At 40.7% G+C, this 26,456-nt stretch carries 22 protein-coding genes and 1 other annotated feature; of the genes, 20 read left to right on the top strand and 2 right to left on the bottom strand.

The annotated features are described in order from the left end of the window. The first annotated feature begins 259 nt into the window (after positions 1–259). From AWM76_RS02855 to AWM76_RS02915, 13 genes are all read left to right on the top strand, one after another. Positions 260–598, top strand: a complete 339-nt coding sequence (locus AWM76_RS02855; RefSeq protein WP_003142791.1) for a hypothetical protein — start codon at positions 260–262, stop codon at positions 596–598. A 187-nt stretch (positions 599–785) separates the two neighbouring features. Continuing rightward, entirely contained in the window at positions 786–2,171 is a 1,386-nt protein-coding gene (locus AWM76_RS02860) for a L,D-transpeptidase family protein (protein WP_003142793.1), read from the top strand. 227 nt (positions 2,172–2,398) lie between these two features. Beyond that, positions 2,399–3,145 carry a methionine ABC transporter ATP-binding protein gene (locus AWM76_RS02865; RefSeq protein WP_003142795.1) on the top strand — a complete coding sequence of 249 codons (747 nt, stop codon included), beginning with the start codon at positions 2,399–2,401 and terminating at the stop codon, positions 3,143–3,145. Beyond that, positions 3,138–3,821 (top strand): methionine ABC transporter permease, encoded by a 684-nt coding sequence (locus AWM76_RS02870; protein WP_003142796.1) that lies wholly within the window; start codon positions 3,138–3,140, stop codon positions 3,819–3,821. The genes AWM76_RS02865 and AWM76_RS02870 overlap by 8 nt, the downstream gene beginning before the upstream one ends. A 111-nt stretch (positions 3,822–3,932) precedes the next feature. Continuing rightward, entirely contained in the window at positions 3,933–4,784 is an 852-nt protein-coding gene (locus AWM76_RS02875) for a MetQ/NlpA family ABC transporter substrate-binding protein (protein WP_003142798.1), read from the top strand. A gap of 702 nt (positions 4,785–5,486) precedes the next feature. Further along, positions 5,487–5,724, top strand: a binding site (T-box leader). Positions 5,725–5,824: 100 nt separating this feature from the next. After that, a complete protein-coding gene (locus tag AWM76_RS02880; protein ID WP_039935775.1) occupies positions 5,825–6,391 on the top strand; it encodes an NAD(P)H-dependent oxidoreductase in 567 nt (188 codons plus the stop codon). Then, complete coding sequence (locus tag AWM76_RS02885; RefSeq protein WP_003142802.1) at positions 6,373–6,933, top strand: GNAT family N-acetyltransferase; 561 nt, start codon at positions 6,373–6,375, stop codon at positions 6,931–6,933. The genes AWM76_RS02880 and AWM76_RS02885 overlap by 19 nt, the downstream gene beginning before the upstream one ends. An 83-nt stretch (positions 6,934–7,016) precedes the next feature. Beyond that, entirely contained in the window at positions 7,017–7,805 is a 789-nt protein-coding gene (locus AWM76_RS02890; protein ID WP_060779333.1) for an amino acid ABC transporter permease, read from the top strand. A 109-nt stretch (positions 7,806–7,914) separates the two neighbouring features. Further along, on the top strand, positions 7,915–9,234 hold the full coding sequence (locus AWM76_RS02895; protein ID WP_003140845.1) for an IS1380 family transposase: 1,320 nt from the start codon (positions 7,915–7,917) through the stop codon (positions 9,232–9,234). Positions 9,235–9,476: 242 nt separating this feature from the next. After that, positions 9,477–10,307: a transporter substrate-binding domain-containing protein gene (locus AWM76_RS02900; protein WP_003142362.1), complete on the top strand. Its 831-nt coding sequence runs from the start codon at positions 9,477–9,479 to the stop codon at positions 10,305–10,307. A 24-nt stretch (positions 10,308–10,331) separates the two neighbouring features. Further along, positions 10,332–11,162 (top strand): transporter substrate-binding domain-containing protein, encoded by an 831-nt coding sequence (locus AWM76_RS02905; RefSeq protein WP_003142361.1) that lies wholly within the window; start codon positions 10,332–10,334, stop codon positions 11,160–11,162. 18 nt (positions 11,163–11,180) lie between these two features. Next, the gene (locus AWM76_RS02910) at positions 11,181–11,894 is read left to right on the top strand and encodes an ABC transporter permease subunit (protein WP_060779334.1); all 714 of its coding nucleotides are present in this window, start codon (positions 11,181–11,183) and stop codon (positions 11,892–11,894) included. Then, a complete protein-coding gene (locus AWM76_RS02915) occupies positions 11,891–12,634 on the top strand; it encodes an amino acid ABC transporter ATP-binding protein (protein ID WP_003142358.1) in 744 nt (247 codons plus the stop codon). Before AWM76_RS02910 ends, AWM76_RS02915 begins: the two co-directional genes overlap by 4 nt. Before the next feature lie 364 nt (positions 12,635–12,998). Here AWM76_RS02915 and ald read toward each other — a convergent pair whose 3' ends face one another. Both ald and AWM76_RS02925 read right to left on the bottom strand, forming a co-directional pair. After that, positions 12,999–14,111 (bottom strand): alanine dehydrogenase, encoded by a 1,113-nt coding sequence (gene ald, locus AWM76_RS02920; protein WP_003142357.1) that lies wholly within the window; start codon positions 14,109–14,111, stop codon positions 12,999–13,001. 77 nt (positions 14,112–14,188) lie between these two features. Beyond that, entirely contained in the window at positions 14,189–15,301 is a 1,113-nt protein-coding gene (locus AWM76_RS02925) for a YkvI family membrane protein (protein WP_003142356.1), read from the bottom strand. A 233-nt stretch (positions 15,302–15,534) separates the two neighbouring features. On the opposite strand from AWM76_RS02925, the gene trmL reads away from it, so the two are divergent. From trmL to AWM76_RS02965, 7 genes are all read left to right on the top strand, one after another. Continuing rightward, positions 15,535–16,050 (top strand): tRNA (uridine(34)/cytosine(34)/5-carboxymethylaminomethyluridine(34)-2'-O)-methyltransferase TrmL, encoded by a 516-nt coding sequence (gene trmL, locus AWM76_RS02935; RefSeq protein ID WP_003142354.1) that lies wholly within the window; start codon positions 15,535–15,537, stop codon positions 16,048–16,050. A gap of 154 nt (positions 16,051–16,204) precedes the next feature. Then, positions 16,205–17,971, top strand: coding sequence for a DUF4153 domain-containing protein (locus AWM76_RS02940; protein WP_003142353.1), 1,767 nt, complete (start codon positions 16,205–16,207; stop codon positions 17,969–17,971). A 274-nt stretch (positions 17,972–18,245) separates the two neighbouring features. Continuing rightward, on the top strand, positions 18,246–20,339 hold the full coding sequence (locus AWM76_RS02945) for a transglycosylase domain-containing protein (RefSeq protein WP_003142352.1): 2,094 nt from the start codon (positions 18,246–18,248) through the stop codon (positions 20,337–20,339). Positions 20,340–20,507: 168 nt separating this feature from the next. Beyond that, positions 20,508–20,891 (top strand): YlbF family regulator, encoded by a 384-nt coding sequence (locus tag AWM76_RS02950; RefSeq protein ID WP_003142351.1) that lies wholly within the window; start codon positions 20,508–20,510, stop codon positions 20,889–20,891. A 246-nt stretch (positions 20,892–21,137) separates the two neighbouring features. After that, entirely contained in the window at positions 21,138–22,415 is a 1,278-nt protein-coding gene (locus AWM76_RS02955; protein ID WP_039935443.1) for a metallophosphoesterase family protein, read from the top strand. 2 nt (positions 22,416–22,417) lie between these two features. Next, positions 22,418–25,165, top strand: a complete 2,748-nt coding sequence (locus AWM76_RS02960; RefSeq protein ID WP_003142349.1) for an ATP-binding protein — start codon at positions 22,418–22,420, stop codon at positions 25,163–25,165. Positions 25,166–25,189: 24 nt separating this feature from the next. After that, a complete protein-coding gene (locus AWM76_RS02965; protein WP_003142348.1) occupies positions 25,190–26,233 on the top strand; it encodes a 3'-5' exoribonuclease YhaM family protein in 1,044 nt (347 codons plus the stop codon). Positions 26,234–26,456: the final 223 nt, after the last annotated feature.

A 26,456-nucleotide genomic window follows, 5' to 3' on the forward strand; every position in this document is an offset into this window, starting at 1 on the left:
GACCTAATGACAACACGAATTTACATGATGCGCCATGGCCAAACGCTATTCAATGTCTTAAATAAGATACTAGGTGTGTCAAAGAAATTTTTTAATTGATGTTAGTGAAAGAAATGCGGATGTTTTCTAGACAATCATTTAAAAGACAGGTTTGAAGTAAATTGGAATTTCTTTCTATTAAAGTTATATAACACAGTCAATCGCACAAGACTGAATTGTTTAAAAACTGTAAAGTAGGGCAAGGTTTGGGAGGCAAACGATGAACAAACATGATGTAAACCGTAAAGGAACCAAGGACGACCATTCGTTTCGAAATATCTATAAAATTGAAATCAGTGGCTTACAAGGGAACAACTACGATGAATTAGACGACAATAATTTGAGGGTCAGTATCAAAAGTATCCTATTGAAGGTTGTGGTATTCCTGCTTGTGGGTGTCATTACTTTCTTTATTTTTAAAGAAGATATGTGGTCTACTGATACCAAGATGGCTTCCTTGGCTAGCGTCTACTTTATTTTGACAACGCTTGTTGTGGGCTATTTGGGCACAATCTTAGTGGACCTATTATTTGGTCGTAACAAGAAAAGAAAAAAATAAGCTGACTGAGTGATTGACTAGTTTTTTTATAGTCACAGGGGTGGTTATTTTGTCAATGAGGGGCTTGTCAATCGGAGCTGATTTTTAAAAATATGATAAATTGAATAAATATTACAGAAATGTTACAAGAAATAAGGTACAATAGGTTAAAGCTTTAATAGCGTCAACTGGGAAGGGAGATAATTGAATGAAGAAAGTTTCGATGTGGGTATTGGGTGCAGTCTTAGCATTATTAATAGTGGGCTACGGTGTAGGTGTGTATTATTATCAATCACATTTCTTACCAGCAACGACTGTTTCTAATGTAAATGTCAGTGGGATGACAAAGGCTGACGCGGAAGCTGCAGTAGCCAAGTCCAACAATGAACGTACCATGAAAATTACTGACCAAGGTCAAGAAGTGGCTACCATGAATTTACAAGAAGCTGGCTTTCAACCAGCAGAAAATGATTCTTTTGATGACATGCTAAATCAACAAGCGACCTTCACATGGCCGGTTGAATTTATTAGCAATGCTTTAAAGTCTGTGGATGCCAACGAAAGTAATGAGTGGACTGTTGACCGTGAGGCATTCAAGTCTTACTTTGACCAGTTAGACATTGATCAAGAAGGTGCAACACCATCAACAAGTGCACAAGTAGTCATCAATGATGAAACAAGGACGGTAGAAGTGGTGCCTGAAACACAGGGTAACCAAGTCACGTCAGATTCATTGGCGGATGCCGTTTTGTCAAAGGTGAAAGCAGGAACAAGTGAGCTAGATTTAGCGGATGCTTACGTGAGACCAGAAGTGACTAGCGATTCAGAGGCTATTCAAACGGCTAAAGCTGAATTGGAGGGTATTTTATCAGCAAGTATCGGCATACAAATTGAAGATGAAGTGGTGAATATTCCAAGTGAAACGCTAGCGGCATGGGTAAGTACAGATGATCAAGGAAAAGTCCAAGTGGATGAAGAGGCGATTGATCAATACTTATACGAGTGGAATGTGGAAAATGCTGGGTTAAACCAAGACCACCAATTCCAATCTACTGAATCAGGCGAAGTGACGGTTACACCAGGTATTTATGGTTGGTATATCGAGCGCGAAATGACGACGCAATTGGTTGCGGAAGCAGTCCTTGCGGGTGAGGATACAGTGATTCAACCAAATATCTGGGGTGGTGGTTATAACCAAGATGACTTCTTCGGTACTTCTTATATAGAAGTAGACTTAAGCAAGCAAAAGATGTTCGTTTATATTGATGGCGAACAAAAAATTGCTACTGATATCGTTAGCGGGAATACCGGTACTGACACGGTTCCAGGTGCCTATGAGATTTGGAATATGGAAAATCCATCAGTATTGAAGGGGTATAACCCAAGAACAGAAAAAGATTATGCGGTACCCGTAGACTACTGGATGGCCTTTGACTTTACGGGCCAAGGAATCCATGACGCCGACTGGCAATCAAGCTTTGGTGGCGACGCCTATCAACAAAATGGGTCTTTAGGTTGTATTAATACACCACCACAAACCATGGCTAAAGTATATGAATTAGCTTATGTAGGGTTACCAGTAATTGTGTTTTAAAACCTTTTTTGGAAAAAGGAAACCGTTCTTAGACTAGGATAAATGAATTGAAAACTAGCATATGCATTTTTAATGGTCGAGGACTTAGTTTCTCGGCCTTTTTTGCTATCTGTATGAATAGTTATATAACAGATTTCTCTTTAAATTGTAACAGTAAAACAGTCTAGACACCGACGTAAAATGCTGTTAATATGGTACACATGATATAGAAGAAGGTGACGAGATACATGATAGAATTTAAGCAAGTGGCCAAAGAATTCGTCAATAATGGTAACCGCATACAAGCGTTAGACCAGGTAAGCTTAAATATTCAATTTCGAGAAATATTTGGCTTAGTTGGGGAGAGCGGGGCTGGTAAATCGACTTTGTTGCGGTTTATTAATGCCCTAGAAAAGCCCAGCTCTGGACAAGTTCTAGTAGATGATGTCCTAGTCAATGACTTAACTGGGAAAGACTTGCGGGCATTTCGAAAAGACATCAGTATGGTCTTTCAACAATTTAATCTATTAAACAATAAAACAGTGGGCGAAAATGTTGCCTTACCCTTAAGTTTGCACAAGTACGATGATCCCTTAACCGTGGATGAGGTCTTGGCTTTTGTGGGTTTAGCAGATAAAAAAGACCACTACCCAAGTCAATTATCAGGTGGTCAAAAACAACGAGTGGGGATTGCTCGAGCCTTAATTACCCGCCCGAAAATCTTATTGGCCGATGAACCGACATCAGCCTTGGATACCCGAACTACTGGCGAGATTGTGAAAGTATTAAAAGCTGCCCATAAAGCCTATCCTATGACCATGATTGTGGTGACCCACGAGCTTGAAGTCATTAAGGCATTATGCCAACGGGCGGCCATTTTAGAAAAAGGGCAAGTCAGTCAAGTAGTAACAGTTAAGCCAGGTATCCAGGCTATTTCAGACGGAAACCAGTCTTACGCTGACCATGTATTGGAGGTGCTTGAAGGCAATGAATAACCTACAAGAATATGGTCAACGGTTAATCGAATTTCTACCCGATATCATTGAAAGTCTTGGGGAAACAGGGATTATGATGAGTTTTGCCATGCTGGCAGCAATTATTTTAGGCCTACCTCTAGGAACAATTTTATTCTTAACCGATGAGGACAATCCAAGAGAAAATAAGCTGGTCTATCAGGTCTTATCCTTTATCATCAACACTATCCGGTCATTCCCATTTTTACTATTGGTTGTCTCTATGCAACCTCTGATTCGAGCGACTTACGGCCGAGCGACCGGGGACCCAGTGGCGGCATCCTTTCCAATGATGGTGATTGCCGTCGCACTATATGCCCGCTTTGTTGAGCAGTCTTTACTGGACGTTGACCGCGGTGTTCTTGAAACGGCCGATGCTTTAGGGGCCAACACTTGGCAATTGGTGACCAAGTTCCTCTTCGTTGAAGCCAAATCGTCCTTAATTATTGGCTATACGACGGCATTTGTGTCCTTTATTTCCTATTCGACCATTATGGGGGTTGTCGGCGGAGGGGGAATTGGTGACTTCGCCATTCGCTATGGCTACCAGCGTTATGAAACCGACATGATGTACACGGCTATCGTTTTGATTATCGTGATTGTACAAGTTTGTCAGTGGTTAGGACTTAAACTAGCTAAGAAAGTCGACCACCGTTAAGTGAGTGGTTGTTAAGGCACAACTCATTGGAAAATAGCTTTATTTTCCTTAAGTTGGCGCCAGCTTAAAATAAGGTAATCTTTTTACAAAAAAAATTTGGAGGTAAGATGTATGAAGAAAGGTTTATTGTTTACAGGGGTATTATCAGCAGGTTTGTTGCTTGCGGCATGTGGGAACGGGAGTGAGAGCGCTGAGTCAACGGCGACTGAATCAGCAGCTTCAAGTGAAGATACAGTAATCAAAGTGGCGTCTCATACGACACCAATGACTGATATCGTGGAATTGGCTGCTGAAGTGGTGGAAGAACCCTACACAATTGAATTGGTAGAAGTTTCTGACAATATTCAATACAACGAAGCAGTTTTAAATGATGAAGCAGATGCCTCATTTGCCCAACATGAGCCGTTCATGGAAGTTTTCAATGAAGAACGTAACGGTGACTTAGTAGCTATTCAACCGATTTACAATGCTGTCGTTGGTTTCTATGCACCAGAATATGAAAGTATTGAGGATATTGAAGATGGCGCAGAAGTGGCTATTCCAAGTGATATGACCAATGAAGCGCGTGCTTTACATATTTTAGACGCTCAAGGTTTGATTGACGTACCGGATGAAAGTTTTGTAACAGTTGATGATATTACGGAAAATGATAAAAACCTAAGCTTTACCCTTGTCGACTTGTTGAATTTAAATGCTTCGTATCAAGATGGTGTGGACTTAGTCTTTAACTACCCAACTTATATTTCAGAAATTGGTTTAACACCAGAAGAAGCGTTATTCCTTGAAGAAGATGATTCTAACCGTTTTGCCGTACAAATCGTAACTCGTGAAGGCAATGCAGATTCAGAAAAAATTCAAGCATTGAAAGCAGCCTTCACCTCACAAGAAGTCTATGACTACTTAGAAGAACTAGCTGCAAGTGGTCACTTAGTACCAGCCTTCGAAAATCCTTCAGAACAATAATTTGAACCAGTAATTAAGTAAGATTTCGGCTTATACTTTATCTATCATTGCCTTAAAAAGCAGTGGGCATGCTAGGTAAGCTCCGTCTGAAACTCTTTCTAGTAGAGATTAATAGGCTACTTAATTAAGTAAAAACTATTAAAGAACATGACTGATTTTTTTATGGTGGAAAACTAAATTTTAAAAGACAAATATTTTATAACTTAGACATGATCACTAATGATTATGTCTTTTTTTAGGTCATTTTTGATAGGTGCTTACTATTGATCGCTTATTCAGGTCAAATGATAACCGGAAAAGTTTATCAAGTTTTTTTGTCCAAAGTCTGACAAATACTGATATTAGGGTGTTTATTAATGAATAAGATTTGCTTAAAAGGTACATGGAATACAATTTTTGTATTTTATGTACCCTTTTTTGATCGCTATTTTTGCCACTTCTATATCAGTGATGATAGCGGTTAACGATTTTTTGATCGCTATTTTTGCCACTTCTATATCAGTGATGATAGCGGTTAACGATTAGAAGAAGATGATAATCGGATGAAAAGCTAAGTGGGATAAGGGGTTTTCACCTTTTTCAAAAAAAGGTGATCAGACGAAAGTGCATTTATTGATTGTTTTTCCTAGGCAGTAATATTGATGCAGATGCATGAGATTTGTTAAATTTACTGCAAGCAAAAGTTGCAAATCTTTTTTATAACCAATTGCTTTGATGAGTAGAGTAGTTATGCAGGTAATCCACAGCGAGTCTGAATTTGGTGAAATCAGATGTTTACCGGTAATGAAAATGAGCTCTGAGCATCTAGTCAGTGAAAGCTGGTTGGACGGTTGGGACCGTTATTTCTTTCAGTATGTAAGGTATTTACTGGATAAGAGATTGCTCGCGAGGGCAATTTGAATAAGGGTGGCACCGCGATTGTTAACCAATCGCCCCTTCCTAATAGACAAGGTTGTTTATTAGGGAGGGATTTTCATTTAAAAAAAATATCTAGATGTATGAAATCAGTGAAAGCAATCACCAAAGAAAGAGGTAAGGATATGACAAAAGTAACTTTAATTGTAGGCGCAAATTCATTATCTTCACGACTAAATGGTTTGGTGGCCTATGCCCAGCAGGTGTTATTCGAATATAAGATTCAAACGCAGGTGATTCAGGTCCATATGTTGCCAGCCGAAGCTTTGATGACGGCGGACTATACGGATAAGACGATTCAAGCGGTCAACCAACAGGTATTGAATTCAGATGGGGTTTTGGTATTTACACCAATCTTCCAAGGAAGCTACTCAGGGATTTTAAAGGCATATCTTGATGTATTGCCAAAAAAGGCGTTGCAGGACAAGGTGGTTTATGGCTTGGGATTAGGTGGGTCGAAACACCACTTGTTGGCCTTACAATATGCTCTGGAGCCTGTCTTGAAGGAACTGGGTACAGAAGAATTGTTACAGTCAACCTTTGCGACGCAAGACAAGGTTGTGAAAGATGGTAGAGATTTTATCATCGAAGACAGTGTAACCAATCGAATTGATGAACAACTTTATAGATTTACCAGCCGTATCGGCCATGAGGTTATTAAGGAGGAAGTAAGATGGGAAAAGATCGTATAAGAATTGCTACTAAAGAGGACGCACCAGCATATTTAGCCCTTATTCAAGAGTCATTCCAAGAGGTGAAGGATTTGGGTATTGATTGGCCGTCAACAAACGCTACGTTAGAATCGGTCTCTGAAAATATTGAAACGGGGATTGCTTTAGTGTTAGAGCGGGATGACCAGTTAATTTCAACAATCACGATTCGACAACCCTGGGAAAATAACAGCCCCATTTCACATTATCCGTTCTTGTGGTGGTTTGCGACTGCGAACGAATTTAAGGGACAAGGGATTGGAAAGAAATTCCTGAAACAAGTGGAAGAGGAATTCTTGGTGAAAACCTTAAAAGCACCAGCCTATGTCTTAGGAACTTCTGGTAAGAGACATCCATGGTTACTAGATATGTATTTAAGAAATGGCTACCAAGTCTTAGGCACAAGAGAGGATCCAAATGATATTGGCGTTTCTTTGTATAAGGTCTTGATTCCTGAACGGTTTGACGAAAGCGTCCTTCGGGTTGAAGCGCCTCATTATGCCTACCAAGATCTGACCATTTAATGATTTGAAATGTTAGTGAATGAAATGATAGTGATGGCTGAATAGCCGACTAAACGGTTCCAACAAATAGGAGGAAAAAACTCATGTCAGAATTTTTTAAATGGGAATATGTTGTATCCTTTTTCCCGAAAATATTATCCGCACTCCCTACGACACTAGCCATTGTGGCAGTGGCCACTGCAGTCGGATTGGTACTCGGCTTGGCCATTGCTTTTGTGAGAATTGAAAAAGTGCCAGTCTTGTCACAAATTAGTCAGGTGTTCGTGTCTTTCATCAGAGGAACGCCAATTCTAGTGCAATTGTTCTTAGTTTATTACGGGCTACCCATTGTCTTTACGGCTTTAGCCAATATTGAAAAGATTGACTATGTTTACATTACATACGGTTTGAACACGGCGGCTTTTTTCTCAGAAATCTTCCGGTCAGCAATTTCAAGTGTCGCAACCGACCAAAAGGAAGCGGCAGCCTCTGTTGGCTTGACCAAACTGCAAACCTACCGGCGAATCATTTTGCCACAAGCGGTACGGATCGCCATTCCTGCTACAGGAACCATGATCGTTAGCCTATTACAAGACACGTCACTGGCCTTCTCACTAGGGGTTATCGATGTGATTGGGAAGGTTCGGGCCCTAGCAGCCTTAACGTATCGGTCGCTTGAAGGGTATTTCGTGGCAGCCATCATCTTCATCGTCTTATCTATCGTCTTGGAGCGGGTATTTGCTTGGTTAACTAAACGATTCCAATTCCAATCGAAAGCGAAAACAGAAGTGACACAAGCTGGACTTGATCCAGAGATTTTAATTAAAAATGATGAACTATTTAATACCCTGAATAATTCATACTTTGACTTCAAACCGTCTGAAACTGCCTAACGGCAGTCTTCATTTACTTTTTCATTTTCACCTGTTAAGTGATGCAAAAAGAACCCCATTCTGATATGGTAAAGGTGTCGAAACCAACCAAAAGAAAGGAGTTCTTCTCATGACTAGCTTACACAAAAACCAGGTAAAATTCAATTCAAATTTGACTATTTCACATACAGGTGGTCGCTTATCGAGTGATTCGGGTTTGGTCTTAGTTAAAGAGGTGATGAATACCTTCGACTTTTCACACGTAGCTAAACAGTGGCTCCATATTAAAGACAAACGTGTTTACTTCACACATGATAACTTAGCGATATTAGAACAACTCATTATGCAGTTAATTGCTGGGTACTCGGCAGACTCATCAGCTAATCTATTAAGACAGGATCCAGTCTTTCAAGCTGTACTCGGTAAAAAAGAGTTGGCCTCACAATCGTCAATCTCTCGGTTTTTAGATCGTTTCACCGAGGAGAACATGGATCAACTCCAAGCATTAAATCAGTCGCTGATTGATAAAGCGCGTTTGATTCGCAATGACACCGAGTTAATCATTGATGTCGATTCCACACATTCGGATACCTTTGGACGCCAAGAACAAACAGATTATAATGCCCATTATCAAACCTACGGCTATCACCCATTAGTTGCATTTGACGGATTGACCGGAGATTTCCTAAAAGCTGAACTGCGTTCAGGCAATCAGTACACGTCTAAAGGGGTAAAAGCCTTTATCGACCCGCTGTTACACCACTACAAGAGCACGTTACCTCATACCGAGATATTGGTTCGGGGTGACAGCGGCTTCGCCACACCAGAGGTGTATGAATCTTGTGAAGCAACTGAAAGCCAGTACGTTATCCGATTAAAGAGCAATCGGAGGTTAAGTCAGTTAGCTGAACACTCTGTTCTTTATGGGGATAATAAAAAATGGGAAGACCGAGAAATACAGTATTTTTCACTCCCTTATCAAGCACAATCCTGGTCAAAACCCCGTCGCGTTTGTATTCGATCAATCCGTGAAGCAGGAGAGCTTCTTTTTCACCACGCATTCATTGTGACGAATCTATCCGATAATGTCTCGCCTGAAGTCATATTCTCTCTTTACGGCAAGCGTGGAACAATGGAAAATTTCATCAAAGAAGCGAAATCAGGCTTTTATTTTGACAAAACAGATAGTCCGCGTTTCCTGGAAAATCATGTCAGAATGATGATCAGTGTCCTGGCTTACAACCTCGTCAATTTTTTAAAGACCATTGGATTTGAACAAGTCAATCGGGGGATGACGATTCATTCTATACGATTGACATTGCTTAAAGTTGCCGGAAAACTCGTTAAAACAGGTAGACAAGTCTATCTCAAACTGTCGAGTTATCATGTGTATCAAACTGAATTTTATAAGGTTTTTGAACGCCTACGGCGATCTAGGCAATGGATTTAGGCTAGTTATCGTAAAAATTTTTAACCTATTTTTCCAAGGGGTCAGTCTGCCCTTAAATAGACAAATAATTTTTATTACAGCCTTCTTCCGTATATATCCTGTTCGAAAACACATTATTTTGGAAGAATGTATCTGCCTAATTTAAATATAGGCACTTTGTTCAAAAAAATAGCTTAAATTTAGAGCTATGAATTATTCAGGAATACATATACACTTAAAAGTGGAAAAGGGGAGACCTATTAATGAAGAAAAAACCAACTTTTATACGATGGGGATTATTAACTTTTGCAGCAACAGCAGTCCTTGCAGCTTGCGGGTCAGCTGAAGCAACGGATGAAGGCGCAGCAGCATCGAATTCAGAAGCAGAGACAGTTGTCGTTGGAACAGGGAATGGCTACCAACCATTTGTTTACTTAGATGAAAATGGTGAATTAACAGGATATGATGTGGCTGTCCTTGAAGCGATTGATGAAAAATTAGACGACTACAGTTTTGAATATGAGTCATCTGATTTCAAGAATATCTTGACCTCATTGTCAGCTGGGAAGATTGATTTAGCGGCCCACCAATATGAATACAATGATGAACGAGCGGAGAAATACCTGTACGGGGAAGTGGGCTATACCGACTATACCCTATATATTGTCAACATTGCAGGTGACGAGCAATATGCAACTTTAGATGACCTACAAGGGAAGAAAGTATTCGCTTCACCAGGATCTAACGTGGCTTACTTATTGGAACAATATAATAGTGAACATGAAAATGCAGATGAACAAATCTCCATTATTTATAACGAAAGTGCCAGTGAAATCTTTGTTTCAGGTTTACAAAACGGGACCGCTGATGCAGGAATCTTAACTAAATACGACACCAACAAATACAATGAACAATTCGACGCCAACTTAGAAATTGCCTCTGAACCGATTTCGGTATCAAAAACCTACTTCTTGTATGACAAGGCTGATGAAGAGCTGAAAGAGGCTGTTGACGGTGCCTTACAAGAGTTGATTGATGCAGGAACTTTAGCAGAATTATCCATCGAATATTTAGGCGATGATTATACACAATAAAAGTGAGAAAGTGGGATTAATAATATGAAGAAAATGATACAAGCAAGATTCAAAAAACAGTTTTTAATAACGGGGATTGCCTCAGCCTTTTTACTGGCAGCTTGCGGATCAGCTGAAGCAACTGATGAAGAAGCCACAGCTAATCCAGATGCAGAAACCATTATTGTGGGAACAGGAAATGCTTACCAACCCTTTGTTTACCTAGATGAAAATGAAGACTTACAAGGTTATGATATTGAAGTCTTGCGGGCAGTGGACGAAAAGTTAGACCAATACGACTTTGAATATGAATCTATGGACTTCAAAAATATCTTAACGTCACTTTCAGCCGACAAGGTCCAACTTGCAGCCCACAACTACGCTTATAACGACGAGCGCGGGGCCAAATACCTATACGGGGAAGAAGCCTACAACAATTACGCCCACCATATCGTAGCCGATGAATCTACCGGTCAAGTTTACCAATCTTTAGATGACCTTAAAGGCAAAAAGGTATTTGCATCCCCAGCTAGCGAGGTGGCCAATATTTTAGAGACCTATAACGCTGAAAATGACGATACCATAGAAATTGTCTACAGTGAAGTGAATGGTGAATTATTGGTCTCTGGTCTACAAAACGGAACAGCAGACGCAGCCATTTTAACAAAATTTGACGCTGATAAATACAACGAACAATTTGATATCAACCTACAAGCCTCAGATGAAGCCCTAAAAAGTGCGGGTATCTACTACGTCTTCCAACAAGGTGATGAAGCATTACAAACAGCCGTAGACGGAGCTATCAAAGAATTACGAGAAGAAGGGACTTTATCAGATCTTTCCATTGAAATCCTTGGCGCTGACTACACCAAATAAGGAAAGGAGGGCGCCACAATGCCCATCGATTTTACAGCAATAGCAGAAGCCTTTAAAGCGGCCGTTCCATTTATCCCAGTCACCTTACGCTTGGCCTTCATTCCCTTATTCATAGGGATGATCTTTGGCCTACTCATCGCACTGGCACGTTTCTTCCAAGTGCCTGTCTTAAGCCAATTTCTTGCTGGTTTAATTACCATTGGAAAAGGGGTACCAGTTGTGCTAAGTTTAATGGTTGCTTACCTACTTTTCTCAGACTTGTTCGATCAAGTAGCCACTAGCTTAAGCTGGCCGATACGTTTTTCAGATATCAACCGTGAATACATTGGCATTTTTGTCCTTAGTTTCACGGCAACCATTTCCATTTCGGAGATTTTCCGTGGTGCCTTATCTGCCATTCCAAAAGACCAATGGGACGCAGCGGCATCCATTGGTTTAACCCAATTTCAAACCATTGCCCGGGTCATTTTCCCACAAATGATCCCCATCGCCTTACCCATGATTTGTAGCCAATTAATCGTCTTAATCAAGGCATCTTCATTGGTATCCTTGGTCTCGGTGGTCGCTGTCTTGAACGCGGCTTTAATTACAGCGACAACAAGCTATACCTTCCTAGAATCTTATATCGCAGCAGCCGTCATTTACTGGGCGCTGTCGATTACAGTGGAACAAGTATCGCAATTATTTGAACGCAACTACACTAGAAAATTTGTGAAAGGAAGTGCCCTATGATACAGGTTGAAAACATCCACAAAAAATTTGATCAAAATGAAATCCTTAAAGGGATCGATTTAACCATTAACCAAGGCGAGGTGGTCGTCATTATTGGTCCATCTGGTTCAGGGAAGACTACCTTCCTACGCTGCTTAAACTTTTTAGAGCGTGCGGATAAAGGGTATCTGAAAATTGGTGACCAACAAGTAGACTTTGAAAAAGTTTCTAAGAAGGAAATTCTAGATATTCGTAAGAAAACGGCTATGGTTTTCCAACAATATGCACTATTTTCAAACCGGACGGCTTTGGAAAATGTCATTGAAGGTTTAGTGATTGCTCGTAAAGTGCCTAAGAAAGAAGCGACAGAAAAAGGGCGTGACCTCTTAGCTAAGGTTGGCTTGGAAGGGAAAGAGGACCACTATCCACATGAACTTTCAGGTGGGCAACAACAACGGGTAGGGATAGCGCGCGCTTTAGCCCTGAACCCAGAAGTTATTCTATTTGATGAACCAACATCGGCCTTAGACCCAGAGTTAGTTGGGGAAACCTTAGAAGTGATTAAAGATGTTGCACAAAGTGGGTCTACTTTAGTCATTGTGACCCATGAAATGCAATTTGCTTATGAAGTTGCGGATAGAGTCATCTTTATGGAAAATGGCGTCATTGTTGAACAAGGGACACCTGAAGAAGTCTTTGATCACACGCAAGAAGAAAGAACGCAAAACTTCCTGAAAAGAACTGCTGTATTTGCACGTTAGACTTTTGATAAACAGTTTGTAATGTCTAATGTGCATGCTAAAAATATCTTCCTTTTATATAGAAGTATTTGCAATTGGTTGTGCTAGTTCTTTGTGTTCAACGACTATGGTCCGTCTTGAATAGGCAGGGGCAATCTTAAAAATGAATATCTGAAACGCAAGATTGCTTTCAAAGCTATGTGCACAGGTGTGATGCTGGTAGCTTGGTTAATTGTTTAATAATGGTCAAAAACGTTTTAAGATACCTATTTGTCATACAAGATGTGTGTGAATAGAATTTGCAAGCTTAATCAAATTTATCGATTAAAAAAACCGCTATTCTTTTCAGAAATGGCGGTTTTTTGTTACTGATAACAGCTTTATTTTATTTGCTTAGTAGGTCTTGAAATGGTGTGTAATCACGGTTTTGTGATTCGGCTACACCTTCGTGGGTCAGGTGACCTTGGTAGGCGTTGATGCCTGTTAGAATGGTTTCGCTGTTCTTGGCAGCTGCTTCTACACCTTGGTTAATGATTTGGTTGGCAAATTTCATTGTGGCATTGGTTAAGGCTAGGGTTGAAGTGCGGGGTACTGCACCCGGGATATTGGCTACTGTATAGTGGGTTACCCCATGTTTTACATAGACTGGGTCTTGGTGGGTTGTTGGGTGGGTGGTTTCAAAGTTACCACCTTGGTCAACGGCGATATCCACCAATACTGACCCAGCTTTCATCGTCTGAACCATTTCTTCGGATACGAGTACCGGCGCGCGACGACCAGTGACTAATACAGACCCAACGACAACATCGGCGTCTTTGATGACTTGACGGATGTTTTCTTCGTTGGACATTAGGGTAGTGACTTTGCCGTTTAAGATGTCTTCTATTTGGGCAAGGCGACCAGTATTGACGTCTAAAATCGTTACGCGAGCGCCCATGCCAACAGCTACTTTGGCTGCGTTGTAACCAACGGTACCACCTCCAATGACAACGACGTGACCGGATGCAACACCTGGTACACCTGAAAGTAAGATACCAGAACCACCGTTTTGTTTTTCTAGGTAGTGGGCACCGATTTGAATTGCCATTCGTCCAGCAACTTCAGACATAGGTGTTAGTAGGGGTAGGCTGCCATTTTCCACCATGGTTTCATAGGCGATAGCCGTTACTTTATGGGCTAACAGGGCATCAGTTAGTTCAAGTTCTGGCGCTAAATGGAAGTAGGCGAATAGAATCAAGCCTTCGTGGAAGTAGTCATATTCAGACGCTAGCGGTTCTTTGACTTTGATGACCATCTCGCTGGCCCAAATTGTCGCTGGTTGATCTTCAATACGCGCACCGGCTGAAGCATATTCGCTGTCCGTAAAGCCAGCACCGACACCAGCACCCGCTTCAACCAATACTTCGTGGCCATTATTGACCAAAGTTCGTACATTACCAGGCGTTAAACCAACGCGGTCTTCTTGCGCCTTAATCTCTCTTGGTATACCAATTTTCATGGAAACATCCTTCTTTCTATTTAATATTCATATCAAAAACATTATACCACGAAAAAAACAATTTCCAAATTCACCTATTATTTGGCTAATAGTCTAGTTAAAGCACGCCAAATCATCATAAACAAGAAAACAATCCCAAAATAACCAGCCACCACATAGACGATATTAACAAGTTGGTCAAAAGGTAGAAATAAGCCGATTGCCGTCGCGATGAAACCTAAAACGGCCGTCGCTAACTTATTACTTATTGTGCCATCAGACGTTACGGATGCTGCCACATTCCACAACATGGACACAACCGTCGAGTAAATCGCCATTAGGATGATCACAATGAAGGCATAGCCAAGCCAAGGATGAAGTTGGTTAGCGATGGTTAAAGTCGGTACTTGTACACCCGCAACCAGTGAGAATGCCCCCATAAAAGCCATGTACAAGATGAAAATGCCTAGGGCATAGATCCCAGATGAGAAAAGAGCTGCTGCCTTCGTTTCTGTCTGGTTATTGGCTTGAATACCAATTTGAGCAATAAAACCAGCGTTTAACATAATGATCAAGCCCACATAGTTTAAAGCGGACACCAACCAATTCCCAGAGGCAGCTTGAATAGTGCCCGAAGCTACGGCATTTTGGACCATGCCAGAAGCTTGACCAAGGTCACCGTTATTAGTGGATAAACTGAGTAAACCTAATACAATGGCAAAACCGGCAATCGTAGGGCCAATATTTCCTAAAATGCTGGTGATTTTGTCCATACCCAACATCACGGTTAGGGCGGAAGTCATATACATGAAACCAGATCCTATATATACGGGGACACCAAATTGTTGTTGGACGGTGGCACCTGCGCCAGCAACCATTACGGCATAGGTTAAAAATAGGGTGATTAAGGCGATATATTTATACAAGCCACCGATTTTATCACCGGCAAATACCTTGAAAACGTCATTTGGACTATCTAGGTTTTCTTTGCTGGCTAAACCTGCTTTAAAGAAGGCATCGCTTGAAAAGCCTACTGTTAGGAAGGTGGCGATGACCCCTAAAATGCCTGTCCATTCGTGGGCTACAAAGTATTGCATAATTTCCTGACCGGTCGCAAAACCTGAACCGATTAGAGTCGCAGTCATAGCGCCAGCCATCACAAAGACTAGCCCCCAATTGGTCGTGCTAGTGTGTTTTTTACTGTCTTTCATAGTCAATCCTTTCAAACCGATTTAGATGTAATTGCATATAACGGCGATGATTTTTCTTTTTTTCTAAAGAGTATCATAACAAAATTTAGAACCGGTGTAGATAAAAAGGCAATGAAGGCAATCATTAGAAGGGACCGAATAACTTTCAAATATGATATAATTAATGGGCGAAAGAAGCCATTTGGTTTCATATACGTGATGAAAACAGTATTTATATAGAAAGAAGCGACATAATGACTAACCATATTGTATTATTTGAACCAGAAATTCCAGCAAATACAGGAAACATTGCCCGTACTTGTGCAGCGACTGATACCCACCTACATTTGATTGAGCCTTTAGGGTTTAAAACAGATGACAAGCATTTAAAACGTGCTGGTTTGGACTATTGGAATGCTGTAGATATTACTTACCATGCGAATCTAGACGCCTTCATGGAATATCTAGGCGACAACCAATTATATTTAGTAACAAAATTTGCTAACCATGTGTATTCAGATATTGATTATGGTAATAATGATCAAGACCAAGATATCTTCTTGATGTTTGGAAAAGAAACAACAGGATTGCCGGAAGCTTTTATGCGTGCGCATGAAGACCAATGCATTCGTATTCCAATGGATGATACCCATGTGCGTTCATTGAACTTATCAAATTGTGCGGCCTTGGTGATTTATGAAGTACAACGTCAACAATCTTTTAATAAGCTAGAGTTGACCCACCATTATGAAAATGACAAATTAGATTAATCCAACTAAGCGTGGTTAGGACAAACAAATCCTAATCACGCTTTTCTATTTTGTAAAATTTCCTATTTTCTACTGTATGATGCTACTTTTTATAATCTCAATGGTATAATAGATAAAGAAGAAAGCGATTTAAAAATCTATTTGGGAGGTGCTGATGATACGGAGGTTTCAATCTCTAGATGAGTGGAAGGGTAGTTTACTACGGTTTCCGATGGTGGTCGTGTTTGGGTTTATTGCGGCTGCGCTGTCGATGTATGTGAATCGTATGCCTTACGACCAACCAACGATGATGGCTGAGGTGGGGATTTATGCGAGTACGTTCGGCATGTTGCTGGCAACTGTGGTCCAGGTGGCCTATGAGCGTTTTGTAAAAGCTGGCAGTCGGGTTCAGACGCTTGGTCTTCAAGGTGTGGCCGGCTTCGGGGCAGTCGTTTATTACTTCTTTGCCAGTCGGACGGAGGATTTTTACTCTAGTCACTTGTTTACCCGAACCAATATTGCCATGTTCTTGCTGACTTTATTGATTATTTGGCTACCATCCATTAAAAATGAAGGACTTGATTTTGCTCAGAGTTTCCGGATTTGGTTTAAGGCTTTCTTTGTGTCGGCGGTCTATACCGGTATCTTAATGATCGGTATTAGCTTGGTCTTGGGTGGTTGGTCCATCCTAATCTCTAATGTTGAGGGTGAATTGTATTGGGATATCTTTTCAGTACTTATATACATTTTCTTTCCTTGGTATATCTTGTCTCAGCAGTCGGTATTCATCCGACCTTTTATTGAAGAAGAAGGCAAGATGTCATCTGATGTCAGCAAATTCTTAGATATCCTTTTAACCAAAATATTTATCCCAATTGTAACGGTGTATACGGTGATTATTTTCATCTATTTCTTCTCGACATTGGGGAATTGGACGGATATTACGATTGAAATTGTGATGGTGTCCTACTTGGTGGTGGGCTGGATGGTCCTCTTCCTGGTAGCGGCGATTCAACGGCCTTTTGTGGTCCGGTTTACTCAGATTTATGCGGTGGCAGTTCTGATTGCCTCGGTATTTCAAATTTACCGGTCAGTCATCTATTCTAATGTATATGGGGTGACCATGAGTCGGTATATGTTGATGCTCTTCTGCTCGATTTCAGCTGTTGGGGCGGTTTTATACCTGATCAAAAATGAGTGGTTGCCACTGGTGTTGGCGGCTGGTTTATTTGTGGCTATGATGCCACCAGTTGATGCGATTTCTGTGTCAGTGGCTAGCCAAGGGAAAATAGTCAACGATATTATTGCTGACTATCCTGATTTGATAACGCACGGCCAATTGCAATTAACGCCTGAAAATGTGGAACAGTTGGATGAAACGACGGTCCAGAAAATGAAGCAATCGCTGAGATATTTAGATAAGTACAATGAATTAGGGCGGGTGTCGTCAATACCAGAAGATTTTGATGTCTACCAGGACTTGCGGGCCTTTGACGGAGTTGATACGGACGATGATTATGACTATGACTATGGCTATTCAGATAGTTATTATTTCTCAGCCCACTTAAACTTTGACGAAGGGTCTTCAACTGCTTTTACAAGTAGTGGTGGCGGTGAATTGGTCTTATTGAATGCCTATGATAGCCCGGTGACTTTTACGGCTTTAGGAAAGAACTTTAGTCACGAAATAGTGGACGTAACCAGTTTACAAGTAACCGATAAGGATAGCGGTGAAGTGTTAACTTTTGACCTATCTGGACTTGAGGATTTAACGGAAGCGGAGAATATTTCTTTAACGATTGACCAAGCGACATTTAGCCAAGAATCTGATTCTTATACGGCTACCTTGGTGGTTCAAGACTTCTCTATCTATTCGTCAAGTGGTATGGACAGCGACCGGACTGGGTCAGGATATTTTATTTTGATACTGTCTGAAAAATAAATGTTCATTTGAATGAGGGAAGTAGCTGGCAATTTTGTAATAGAAAATGCTAGTTACTTTTTGCTATCTTACTAAATTTATGTTAACAATCGCTTCATCCTATTGTGCTTTGTTTTACTGCGTGCGAGAATAGGTTGAAATGTTCGCCTGATCGCTTTTTAGGCCAGACATTTTTTGCAATATCCAACCAGAGTCCGAGTGATTGACTGGGATTTTTGGTAAAATAGTAATGAAAAATGGAAATAATGTAGACAAATAAGATAGGAAGAAAACAATGCGAAATAATTTTGAATCGAATGATCGAGACATGTATTCGGATGATTCAAATCCCACTTTGTGGCAAAAGTTCCGTAGCTTGTGGCAACGATATCGGATTACCCGATGGTTGATTTTGATCATCTTGGCTTTTGGATTTGTCTTGGAATCCTATTTACTGATAGGGGCCAAAACGACTGATGTGAGTGACCTGCCTGCTAAACTGCAAGTAACAACGGAGTTTTATGACCAAGACGGCGAGTATGCTGGTGAAATATCCAATGATGCCGGTACCTATGTTGAATTGGCAGATATATCGACCAATATTCAAGATGCGGTCATTTCAACAGAGGATAAACGATTTTATGACCACCTGGGGTTTGATCCTATTGGGATTGCCCGTGCGGCTTTTGGTTATTTAACAAGTGGACAAATTGTCGGAGGTGGGTCAACCATTACCCAGCAATTAGTGAAGAATGCCTTTTTGGACAATGACCAGTCCTTGATGCGTAAGTTAAAAGAGTTATTCTTGGCATTTGAAATCGAGAAGAATTATACAAAAGATGAAATTTTAGAAATGTATTTAAATAATGCCTACTTCGGTAACGGTGCTTATGGAGTAGAGGATGCCAGCTTGAAATACTTTGGGGTGTCAGCATCCGAGGTGACTGTTGATAATGCAGCGGTCATTGCCGGTGCCTTGAAAGGACCAACCCTGTATAACCCAGTGGATGATTATGATGCGACGGTGGAACGTCGTAATACCATTTTACAATTAATGGCCGATAATGAATTCATCACACAAGAGGAAGTCGATGCCGCGATCAATACAGAATTGGTGCAAATGAACAATGACACCTCTAGCGATACCTATGCTTATCCTTATTACTTCGATGCGGTAATCAATGAGGCAATCGATAAATACAGCTTATCTGAAGAAGATATTATGAACGGTAATTATAAGATTTATACCAACTTAAATCAAACTTACCAAACGGCATTAGAGGCTTCATATGAGAATACATCGCTATTCCCAACGTCGCCATCTGGTGAATTGGCCCAATCAGCGTCCGTTGTGATGGACCCAGCAACTGGTGGGGTAATGGCCTCAGTCGGTGGTACCGGCGACTATTCATTTAGAGGCTTTAACCGGGCGACACAAATTTCAAGAAGCCCAGCCTCAACCATCAAACCATTATTGGTTTATGCCCTAGCCTTGGAAAATGGCTACACTGCTCAATCTGTCATCCCTGATGAAGTACAGTCTTACGGGACCGATAACTATACGCCTGAAAACTGGAACTTTGAATCTGTGGGGGAAATCCTACTATGGGATGCCGTAGCTAAGTCGAAAAATACGTCAGCTGTTTGGTTGATGAATGAGCTCGGTGTGAATGCAGCCGTATCCAAATTAGATGACTTTGGGATTCCATATAGTGATGCCGATAAGAACTTGAGTTTAGCTTTAGGTTCATTCAGGGATGGAGGGGTATCGCCACTGCAAATGGCCTCTGCCTATTCTGCTTTCGCTAACGGTGGGGTGCGTTCTGAAGGTCAATATATTACCCGAATTGAAGACCAACAAGGAAATATAGTTGTTGAAGAACAAGAACCGGTTCAAAACCAAGCAGTATCAGAAGAAGTAGCAGACGAGATGACTGCTATTCTAATGTCTGTTTACGATGAAGGTGGTACTGGTTCGACTATGGAACCTGAAGGATACGAGATTGCTGGTAAGACAGGTTCAGCTGAATCTGCAAACTTCTCTTCAGGAAACAAAGATGAATGGGATATTGCCTATACACCAGATGTGGTCATTGCCACATGGTTTGGATTTGATGATACCGATGAAGATACTTACTTATGGTATCAGTCAGAAGGATCATCTAAATTGGCCTTCTCAGACATCCTAGATGGTGTCTTGAATGCTAGCCCAGGTACTGAATTTACCGTACAATCGGCTTACGATGAGTACAATCAAATTCAATCTGAAGAAGCTGCAGCAACTGAAGAGTCATCGTCTGAGGAATCAACGTCTGAAAGTGAATCAGAGGGCGGATCAGTCCTTGATTCTGTACAAGAATTCTTCCAAGGATTATTTGGCGGACAATAGGTCACCCCTTTTGGCTTTCAATGATTCTGAAAGCATGTTATATTGGAAAATGTAGTTGAAAAGAAGCGGCGCGACATCAAGTCGCCTGACGCTCGATATGATAACTATTGTTAAATAGCAACTAAGGACGTGACTCAACTGTCACGGTCCTAAGAACATTTTTGAGGAGTGAACATTTTGTCAAATATTTACGATACAATTAACCAATTAGAACGCGACATCCGTGAAGAAGTAGCTTACAAAGATTTAGTAGCAGCTGTTGAAGCATTAAAAAATGACCAAGAAGCATTCGATATCTACACTGAATTCCGTGCATTACAATCAAGCTTCCAATTCAAAGCCCAATTAGGGCAAGAAATTACTGAAGAAGATGAAAAAAATGCCAACGAATTACAAGAAAAATTAGCGAACAACGAAGTAATTTCTAGTTTGATGGATAAAGAACGTGCTTTAAACACTCTAGTTGAAGACATTAACAAAGGTGTTTCTGGTCCAATCAACGAAGTATACCAATCACTAGCAGAACAAGCAGAAGGACAAACAGAAGCGTAGTTCTAGCTGATTGGAAAAATTAAATTAAAAGGCGAAGCTAGTTTAACAGAGGCTTCAAGCTTAAAAGAGGGCGAGATGATCATCTCGCTCTTTTTTATGGTTATTTTGCCAAGTTTTAGATTCTTTAAAATCCTTTAAGACGGCGTCATCTTTCACAAGTTTCAGGTCTGTATGTTAAAATAAGAATAAGGCAATTTAACAATTTCTAAGCAAAATGCCAATAAATTTATGAACGGAGTAATCAATATGGTGAGATTTATACACACAGCAGATTTGCATTTGGACCAGACCTTCAAAAATTTACCAATCAAAGACGATTACTTGCAACATGCTTTATCAGAAGCAACTTTAAATTCATTCGACAACTTAATTCAAACAGCAATTAATGAACAAGTAGACTTTTTCTTAATTGCCGGTGATATCTACCACGGGGCGCGGGCTACTTTGCGTGCGCAATTTGCCTTTTCCAATGGGATGCAACGGTTAGCTGACGCGGATATTCCAGTATACATGATTTACGGTAACCACGACTTCGATGCTGACGCTGATCACCGCTTGAAATTACCTAAGAATGTCTATATTTTCGGGGCCGAACCTGAAACGAAATACCTATCAACACCAGCTGGGGAAAGTGTCGCTATCACAGGTTTCTCTTATGACCAGCAATGGATTTCAGAAGACCGTTCAGAAGCCTATCCGAATCGTGACACCTTAGTCGACTACCACATCGGGTTGCTACACGGAGACAATTCATCTACTGATGGGCAAAAGCGGTATGCACCTTTTAACCCAAGTCAATTAGCTAGTCATGGCTATGACTACTGGGCGCTCGGTCACATTCATAAAGGACAAGTGATCTATGAAAATCCAGCTATGGTGTACCCCGGAAATATTCAAGGGGCTAGCTTCAAGGAAGACGGGGCTAAAGGCGCCTTAATCGTTAACTTAGCTAAGGGCGTCCCAGCTGAATTAGAATTTATTGAAACAGCTGAATGGCAATTTCAACATTCAACTCGTGATCTAGGTCCAGTCAACAGTCTAGATACCTTACGTAACACCATTGAAACAGCCTTGCATGAACATATCATGTTCGCAAAAGATGAGGCAGTTAATGTGATTTCTCGCATGACCTTCCTGACAGACGGAAATGAAGAAGCGCTTTACTGGTGGAATACCTATGCGGAAGAATTATTGGAACAATTACAATGGTCTCTCCGCAATCAAAATGCCAGTCGTGAACAGAAAGTCTACTTGGTTTCACTTGATATTGAGGTGAAAGATCAGGCTGTATGGTCACCTTCACCAGTCTTCAATGAGAGTATGAAACAAGCCTTCGAAAGTATTGTCCAAGACACTGACCAATACAAGAAAGTCATTGAAGACCTTGAAAAGAACGGACAATGGCAGCGACTAATTGGTTCTGCAATTGACCCAGACCAATTCAAGGCTGATATTTTGGCCAAGGCGAAAGAGAAAATCATTGTAGAGCAAGCAAGTTATAGCCAGGAACAAAGGAGATTTTAGCCATGCATATTCAACGCTTTGAGATTTTTGGGTATGGAAAATGGGTTGACCAATCCTTCCAGCTAACACCCAATTTAAATGTTTTTTCTGGCTTGAATGGGTCAGGAAAAACCACCCTTATGTCATTCCTATTAAGTGTCATGTTTGGTTTCCCAAACACACGACGTAAAAATGCTAGAAATTATGATACCAATGATAATGTCAAATACGGTGGCCGTTTATACCTTTCAAATACTAAATACGGTGATGTCATGATTGAAAGAACCAAAACAAACGGCAAACAACAACTGGCTTACACCATTAACGAAGGGGAGAAACAAGTCACAAACGATGTCTCTTTCTTGTGGAATGACTTAAGTAAGACGGATTACCTTGCCTACTTTGGTTTTTCAGAAGATGATTTAATGGACTTTGTGTGGGATGATGAAGAAGACTTTGCTAAAAGCTTGATGTCAATTGGGATGTCAGGACGCCAAGTCTTAACGGATATTACGCCAAATATGGCTAAACAAGCTGAAGAAATCTATAAGCCAAATGGTAAGAACCCAGTCTTAAACCAAAAGATCCAAGAGATTGAAACAGCTGAAGGCAGACTAATAAAGGCGCAAGATAAGGAAGCTGCTTACTTTGATTTACGCCAATCCTATGAGCAAGAATCTAGTCGTTTAAGCCGTCTGCAAACCAGCTTAAAGAACGCAACAAGTAGTGAAATTCAATTAGAATTAGCTAACCAACAGTCTACGTCAATGAACGAATACCTCCAATTGCATGATGAATTGACTGCTTTTGAATTTATTGAATTCGAACCTGAATTGGCTAATAAATGGTTACAACATGAAAATCAAAGCCAACACATTAACCAACAATTGGAAGAATTAACGGACGAAAATGATGTGCCAGAAGCAGAGGATCAAACTGCTGCTGGAAATTCTTCTGGTATGGACTGGATTTTGAACCATCCAAATGTCAGTGAACAAATGGTAGTTGAAGCCCGTGCATATAGAGACCGTATGCGTCAGAACGAAGAGTTCAGCCAAGAATTGATTGAACGCCGTTATGAGAAGCAACGGTTAATGTCCTTACTTGGTGCTGAAGAAATGGCCGAGTTACCGGATGAATTAACCGCAGATGAAAGATCTTATTGGCAACAACGGTACAAAGAATTAGAAAACAAACGCATTTTCTATAACCACAGCCAAAGTGACATGACAAACTTATCTGAAAAGGCTAGCTCTTTGGAAAATGAATACACTCAGTTATCTTATGAACGAGATGAACTTGAGGCTAATGGCCGACAAGACGACCGTTGGATCCGCTTATTTGGTGGTGTCCTTGCGGGAATGGGGATTGTCTTACTTATTGCTTACTTTGTGACGTCAATGACCTTCCTATTTGGTGCTGGTGTTACAGCGACGATCGCGGGTATTATTATTTTGATTATTGGTATGATGGTACAAAATGCCAAGTTAAAACAATTTGAAGATAAACTTGAAGCCTATGATTTAGATTTAGAAGACATTCAATCTGAATTAAACGAAGTCCACCGCAACAAAGAAATTCAAGAAGAACAATTAGCCCATTTATCTGATGAATCAACCGATATTATGACTGAATTAGATGAATTATTAGCAGAAAAAGGTGGTTCTTCAAATATTTCTTCTCAAGTATGGTTAGAAGATACTTATGTAGATGAAATCTTTAATCTAGATCACAAAATCCAACAGTTAGAAATGACTCTTGGTGTTTCTAACTTTGGTAAAGCCCACGAACAACAATGGGCTGAATATGCCAATTCACTAGAAGTTGGTGAAATCAGCGAAGATGCCTACTTCCAACAATTTGAAGATGACTATTTGGCTTTAAGACGTCAACAAGCGGATCAAGACTATGCTTCATATGAAGAACAAAGTCGCGCCAACCGTCGTCAACAATTACAAGCAGAATTATCTGCTATTAAGGCTGACCAAGAGCGGATCCTTGATCAATATAATTACCGGTCTGGTGACGAATTATTAGCAGCCATTGACCAGCAAAAACAAATGAAACAAAAACAAAATCGTCATGATATCTTAGCCAACCACTTAGACTTAAACTTGGCCATCTACTTACAACAAGACCGTCCAGTCGACCAACAATTAACTGACTTACGTCAAAAGATTGCGGACATGGAAACAGAAATTGCGGACCTAACTCGGTCAACTGCTGACAAACGTAGCCAAATCCAGGAGATTGCTAGCGAGGGTATGGCACCAGATTTATTGCAAGCTTATCAAGCACAAGTGGATGAAGCTTATCAAATGTCTGTTGAATGGGCAGCCAACAAATTGGCTATTGCGACCTTCGAAAAGGCCACTGTTGGGGAATCATCAGATGTCAAAGAACGTGTTTTAACAAACGCCTCTCGGTTCTTGGTTGATTTATCGGATAGCCGTTTTACCAATTTAGCCTTTAGTGAAGAGGGGATGACGGTTCGTCTAGCGGATGATTCTGAAGTGTCTGTAAACCAATTGTCTCGCGGGGAGAAAGCCTTATTATTCGTGGCTATGCGGTTCGCCTTTATGGATGCACAGCTTGGGAACATTGAATTACCGATCATTATTGATGAAGCCTTCTCACATTTAGACCGTAAATACCGGTCAAACATTTACCGCTTCTTACAAAAATTCGCGGCATCGCACCAAATTATTTTCTTCACGGTTGATGACACCTTGTTAGACCTTGTAGAAGCGCCAGCGCAACACGTACTCTAGACGTGTGCGATAGAAAGGATACACATGGACAACTTACAACTTTTTGATGTGGCTTTAGACCAAAATTTCGATATCTTTGTATTGATTAAAGTTGCCGAAGTACGGGAAGACCGTAACGGTAAAAAGTACATCTCATTCACATTCCAAGACCGGTCTGGCTCAATCGAGGGCAAGTTTTGGGGAGCAACTGACGAAGATATTGAACAATATACTTCTGGCCAAGTAGTTGCCTTAGCGGGTAAGCGAGAACTTTATAACGGGAAACCACAAGTTCGCATTAATGGTCTTCGCCTAGCCAATGACGGGGAACCCAATGATCCCTCTGACTATGTTGAACGTGGGCCAATGACTAGAACCGAAATGGTGAACGAAGTATTGGCTGCAGTGGAAGGTTTTGAAAATACCACCATTGACGCCATCGTTCGTTACCTATTACGTGAAGTGTCATGGGATTTCTTTACCTACCCAGCAGCGAAGAAGAACCACCACGCCTATGTAGGTGGTTTAGGTTTTCATACCATTTCAATGCTTCGCTTAGCCCAAGCCGTTGTCAGCCAATACGATAACATCAACAAAGACTTATTGTATGCTGGTGTGATTATTCATGATATCGGCAAAACAGTTGAATTCACTGATCCGATGTCTACTGAATATACTGTTGAGGGGAATCTTATTGGACATATCTCAATTGTCGAAGAGATGATAACTCTTGCCGTTGATAAATTAGGGTTCGACCAGTACAGCGAAGACGTTGTCTTGTTGAAACATATGGTATTAGCCCACCACGGTAAACAAGAATGGGGTAGCCCAGTGTCACCGCATTTATTAGAAGCTGAAATCCTACATCATTTAGACAACTTAGATGCTTCTATTCAAATGATGACAACTGCATTGGACCATACAGAACCTGGCGAATTTTCAGCCCGCATTTTCGGTATGGACAACCGGGCTTTCTATAAACCTAAAGGGCAAGTTGCTAGCGAAGAAAATCAAAATCAAGAGACAGAAAACGAGGAAATTACCCTAGATTTCCAAGGGTCAAATGATGACCTACCATTTTTTGAATAAAGCATTATAATAAGAGAACCAAGTCTTTACCTGCAAGCAATCAGGTAAAGACTTGGTTTCTTTTTTTTTTGCATAAATTTCCTGTAAATTTCGAATTTACGCAAACAATATCCCAATTCTACAGAAATTAACATGGACGTGATATTCTGTACTACTGCGAAGAAAATGTACTTTATGATGCCTTGATTGAGTTAGGCGATGAAGTGGCGCCAGTAGCCAAGTT

This window comes from Aerococcus viridans, assembly GCF_001543285.1.
Taxonomy (GTDB): Bacteria; Bacillota; Bacilli; order Lactobacillales; family Aerococcaceae; genus Aerococcus; species Aerococcus viridans.

Excerpts from the sequence above, each read along its gene's own strand:
- AWM76_RS02855 (WP_003142791.1), top strand. The coding sequence starts at position 260 with ATGAACAAACATGATGTAAACCGTAAAGGAACCAAGGACGACCATTCG.
- AWM76_RS02860 (WP_003142793.1), top strand. The coding sequence starts at position 786 with ATGAAGAAAGTTTCGATGTGGGTATTGGGTGCAGTCTTAGCATTATTA.
- AWM76_RS02865 (WP_003142795.1), top strand. The coding sequence starts at position 2,399 with ATGATAGAATTTAAGCAAGTGGCCAAAGAATTCGTCAATAATGGTAAC.
- AWM76_RS02870 (WP_003142796.1), top strand. The coding sequence starts at position 3,138 with ATGAATAACCTACAAGAATATGGTCAACGGTTAATCGAATTTCTACCC.
- AWM76_RS02875 (WP_003142798.1), top strand. The coding sequence starts at position 3,933 with ATGAAGAAAGGTTTATTGTTTACAGGGGTATTATCAGCAGGTTTGTTG.
- AWM76_RS02880 (WP_039935775.1), top strand. The coding sequence starts at position 5,825 with ATGACAAAAGTAACTTTAATTGTAGGCGCAAATTCATTATCTTCACGA.
- AWM76_RS02885 (WP_003142802.1), top strand. The coding sequence starts at position 6,373 with ATGGGAAAAGATCGTATAAGAATTGCTACTAAAGAGGACGCACCAGCA.
- AWM76_RS02890 (WP_060779333.1), top strand. The coding sequence starts at position 7,017 with ATGTCAGAATTTTTTAAATGGGAATATGTTGTATCCTTTTTCCCGAAA.
- AWM76_RS02895 (WP_003140845.1), top strand. The coding sequence starts at position 7,915 with ATGACTAGCTTACACAAAAACCAGGTAAAATTCAATTCAAATTTGACT.
- AWM76_RS02900 (WP_003142362.1), top strand. The coding sequence starts at position 9,477 with ATGAAGAAAAAACCAACTTTTATACGATGGGGATTATTAACTTTTGCA.
- AWM76_RS02905 (WP_003142361.1), top strand. The coding sequence starts at position 10,332 with ATGAAGAAAATGATACAAGCAAGATTCAAAAAACAGTTTTTAATAACG.
- AWM76_RS02910 (WP_060779334.1), top strand. The coding sequence starts at position 11,181 with ATGCCCATCGATTTTACAGCAATAGCAGAAGCCTTTAAAGCGGCCGTT.
- AWM76_RS02915 (WP_003142358.1), top strand. The coding sequence starts at position 11,891 with ATGATACAGGTTGAAAACATCCACAAAAAATTTGATCAAAATGAAATC.
- ald (WP_003142357.1), bottom strand. The coding sequence starts at position 14,111 with ATGAAAATTGGTATACCAAGAGAGATTAAGGCGCAAGAAGACCGCGTT.
- AWM76_RS02925 (WP_003142356.1), bottom strand. The coding sequence starts at position 15,301 with ATGAAAGACAGTAAAAAACACACTAGCACGACCAATTGGGGGCTAGTC.
- trmL (WP_003142354.1), top strand. The coding sequence starts at position 15,535 with ATGACTAACCATATTGTATTATTTGAACCAGAAATTCCAGCAAATACA.
- AWM76_RS02940 (WP_003142353.1), top strand. The coding sequence starts at position 16,205 with ATGATACGGAGGTTTCAATCTCTAGATGAGTGGAAGGGTAGTTTACTA.
- AWM76_RS02945 (WP_003142352.1), top strand. The coding sequence starts at position 18,246 with ATGCGAAATAATTTTGAATCGAATGATCGAGACATGTATTCGGATGAT.
- AWM76_RS02955 (WP_039935443.1), top strand. The coding sequence starts at position 21,138 with ATGGTGAGATTTATACACACAGCAGATTTGCATTTGGACCAGACCTTC.
- AWM76_RS02960 (WP_003142349.1), top strand. The coding sequence starts at position 22,418 with ATGCATATTCAACGCTTTGAGATTTTTGGGTATGGAAAATGGGTTGAC.
- AWM76_RS02965 (WP_003142348.1), top strand. The coding sequence starts at position 25,190 with ATGGACAACTTACAACTTTTTGATGTGGCTTTAGACCAAAATTTCGAT.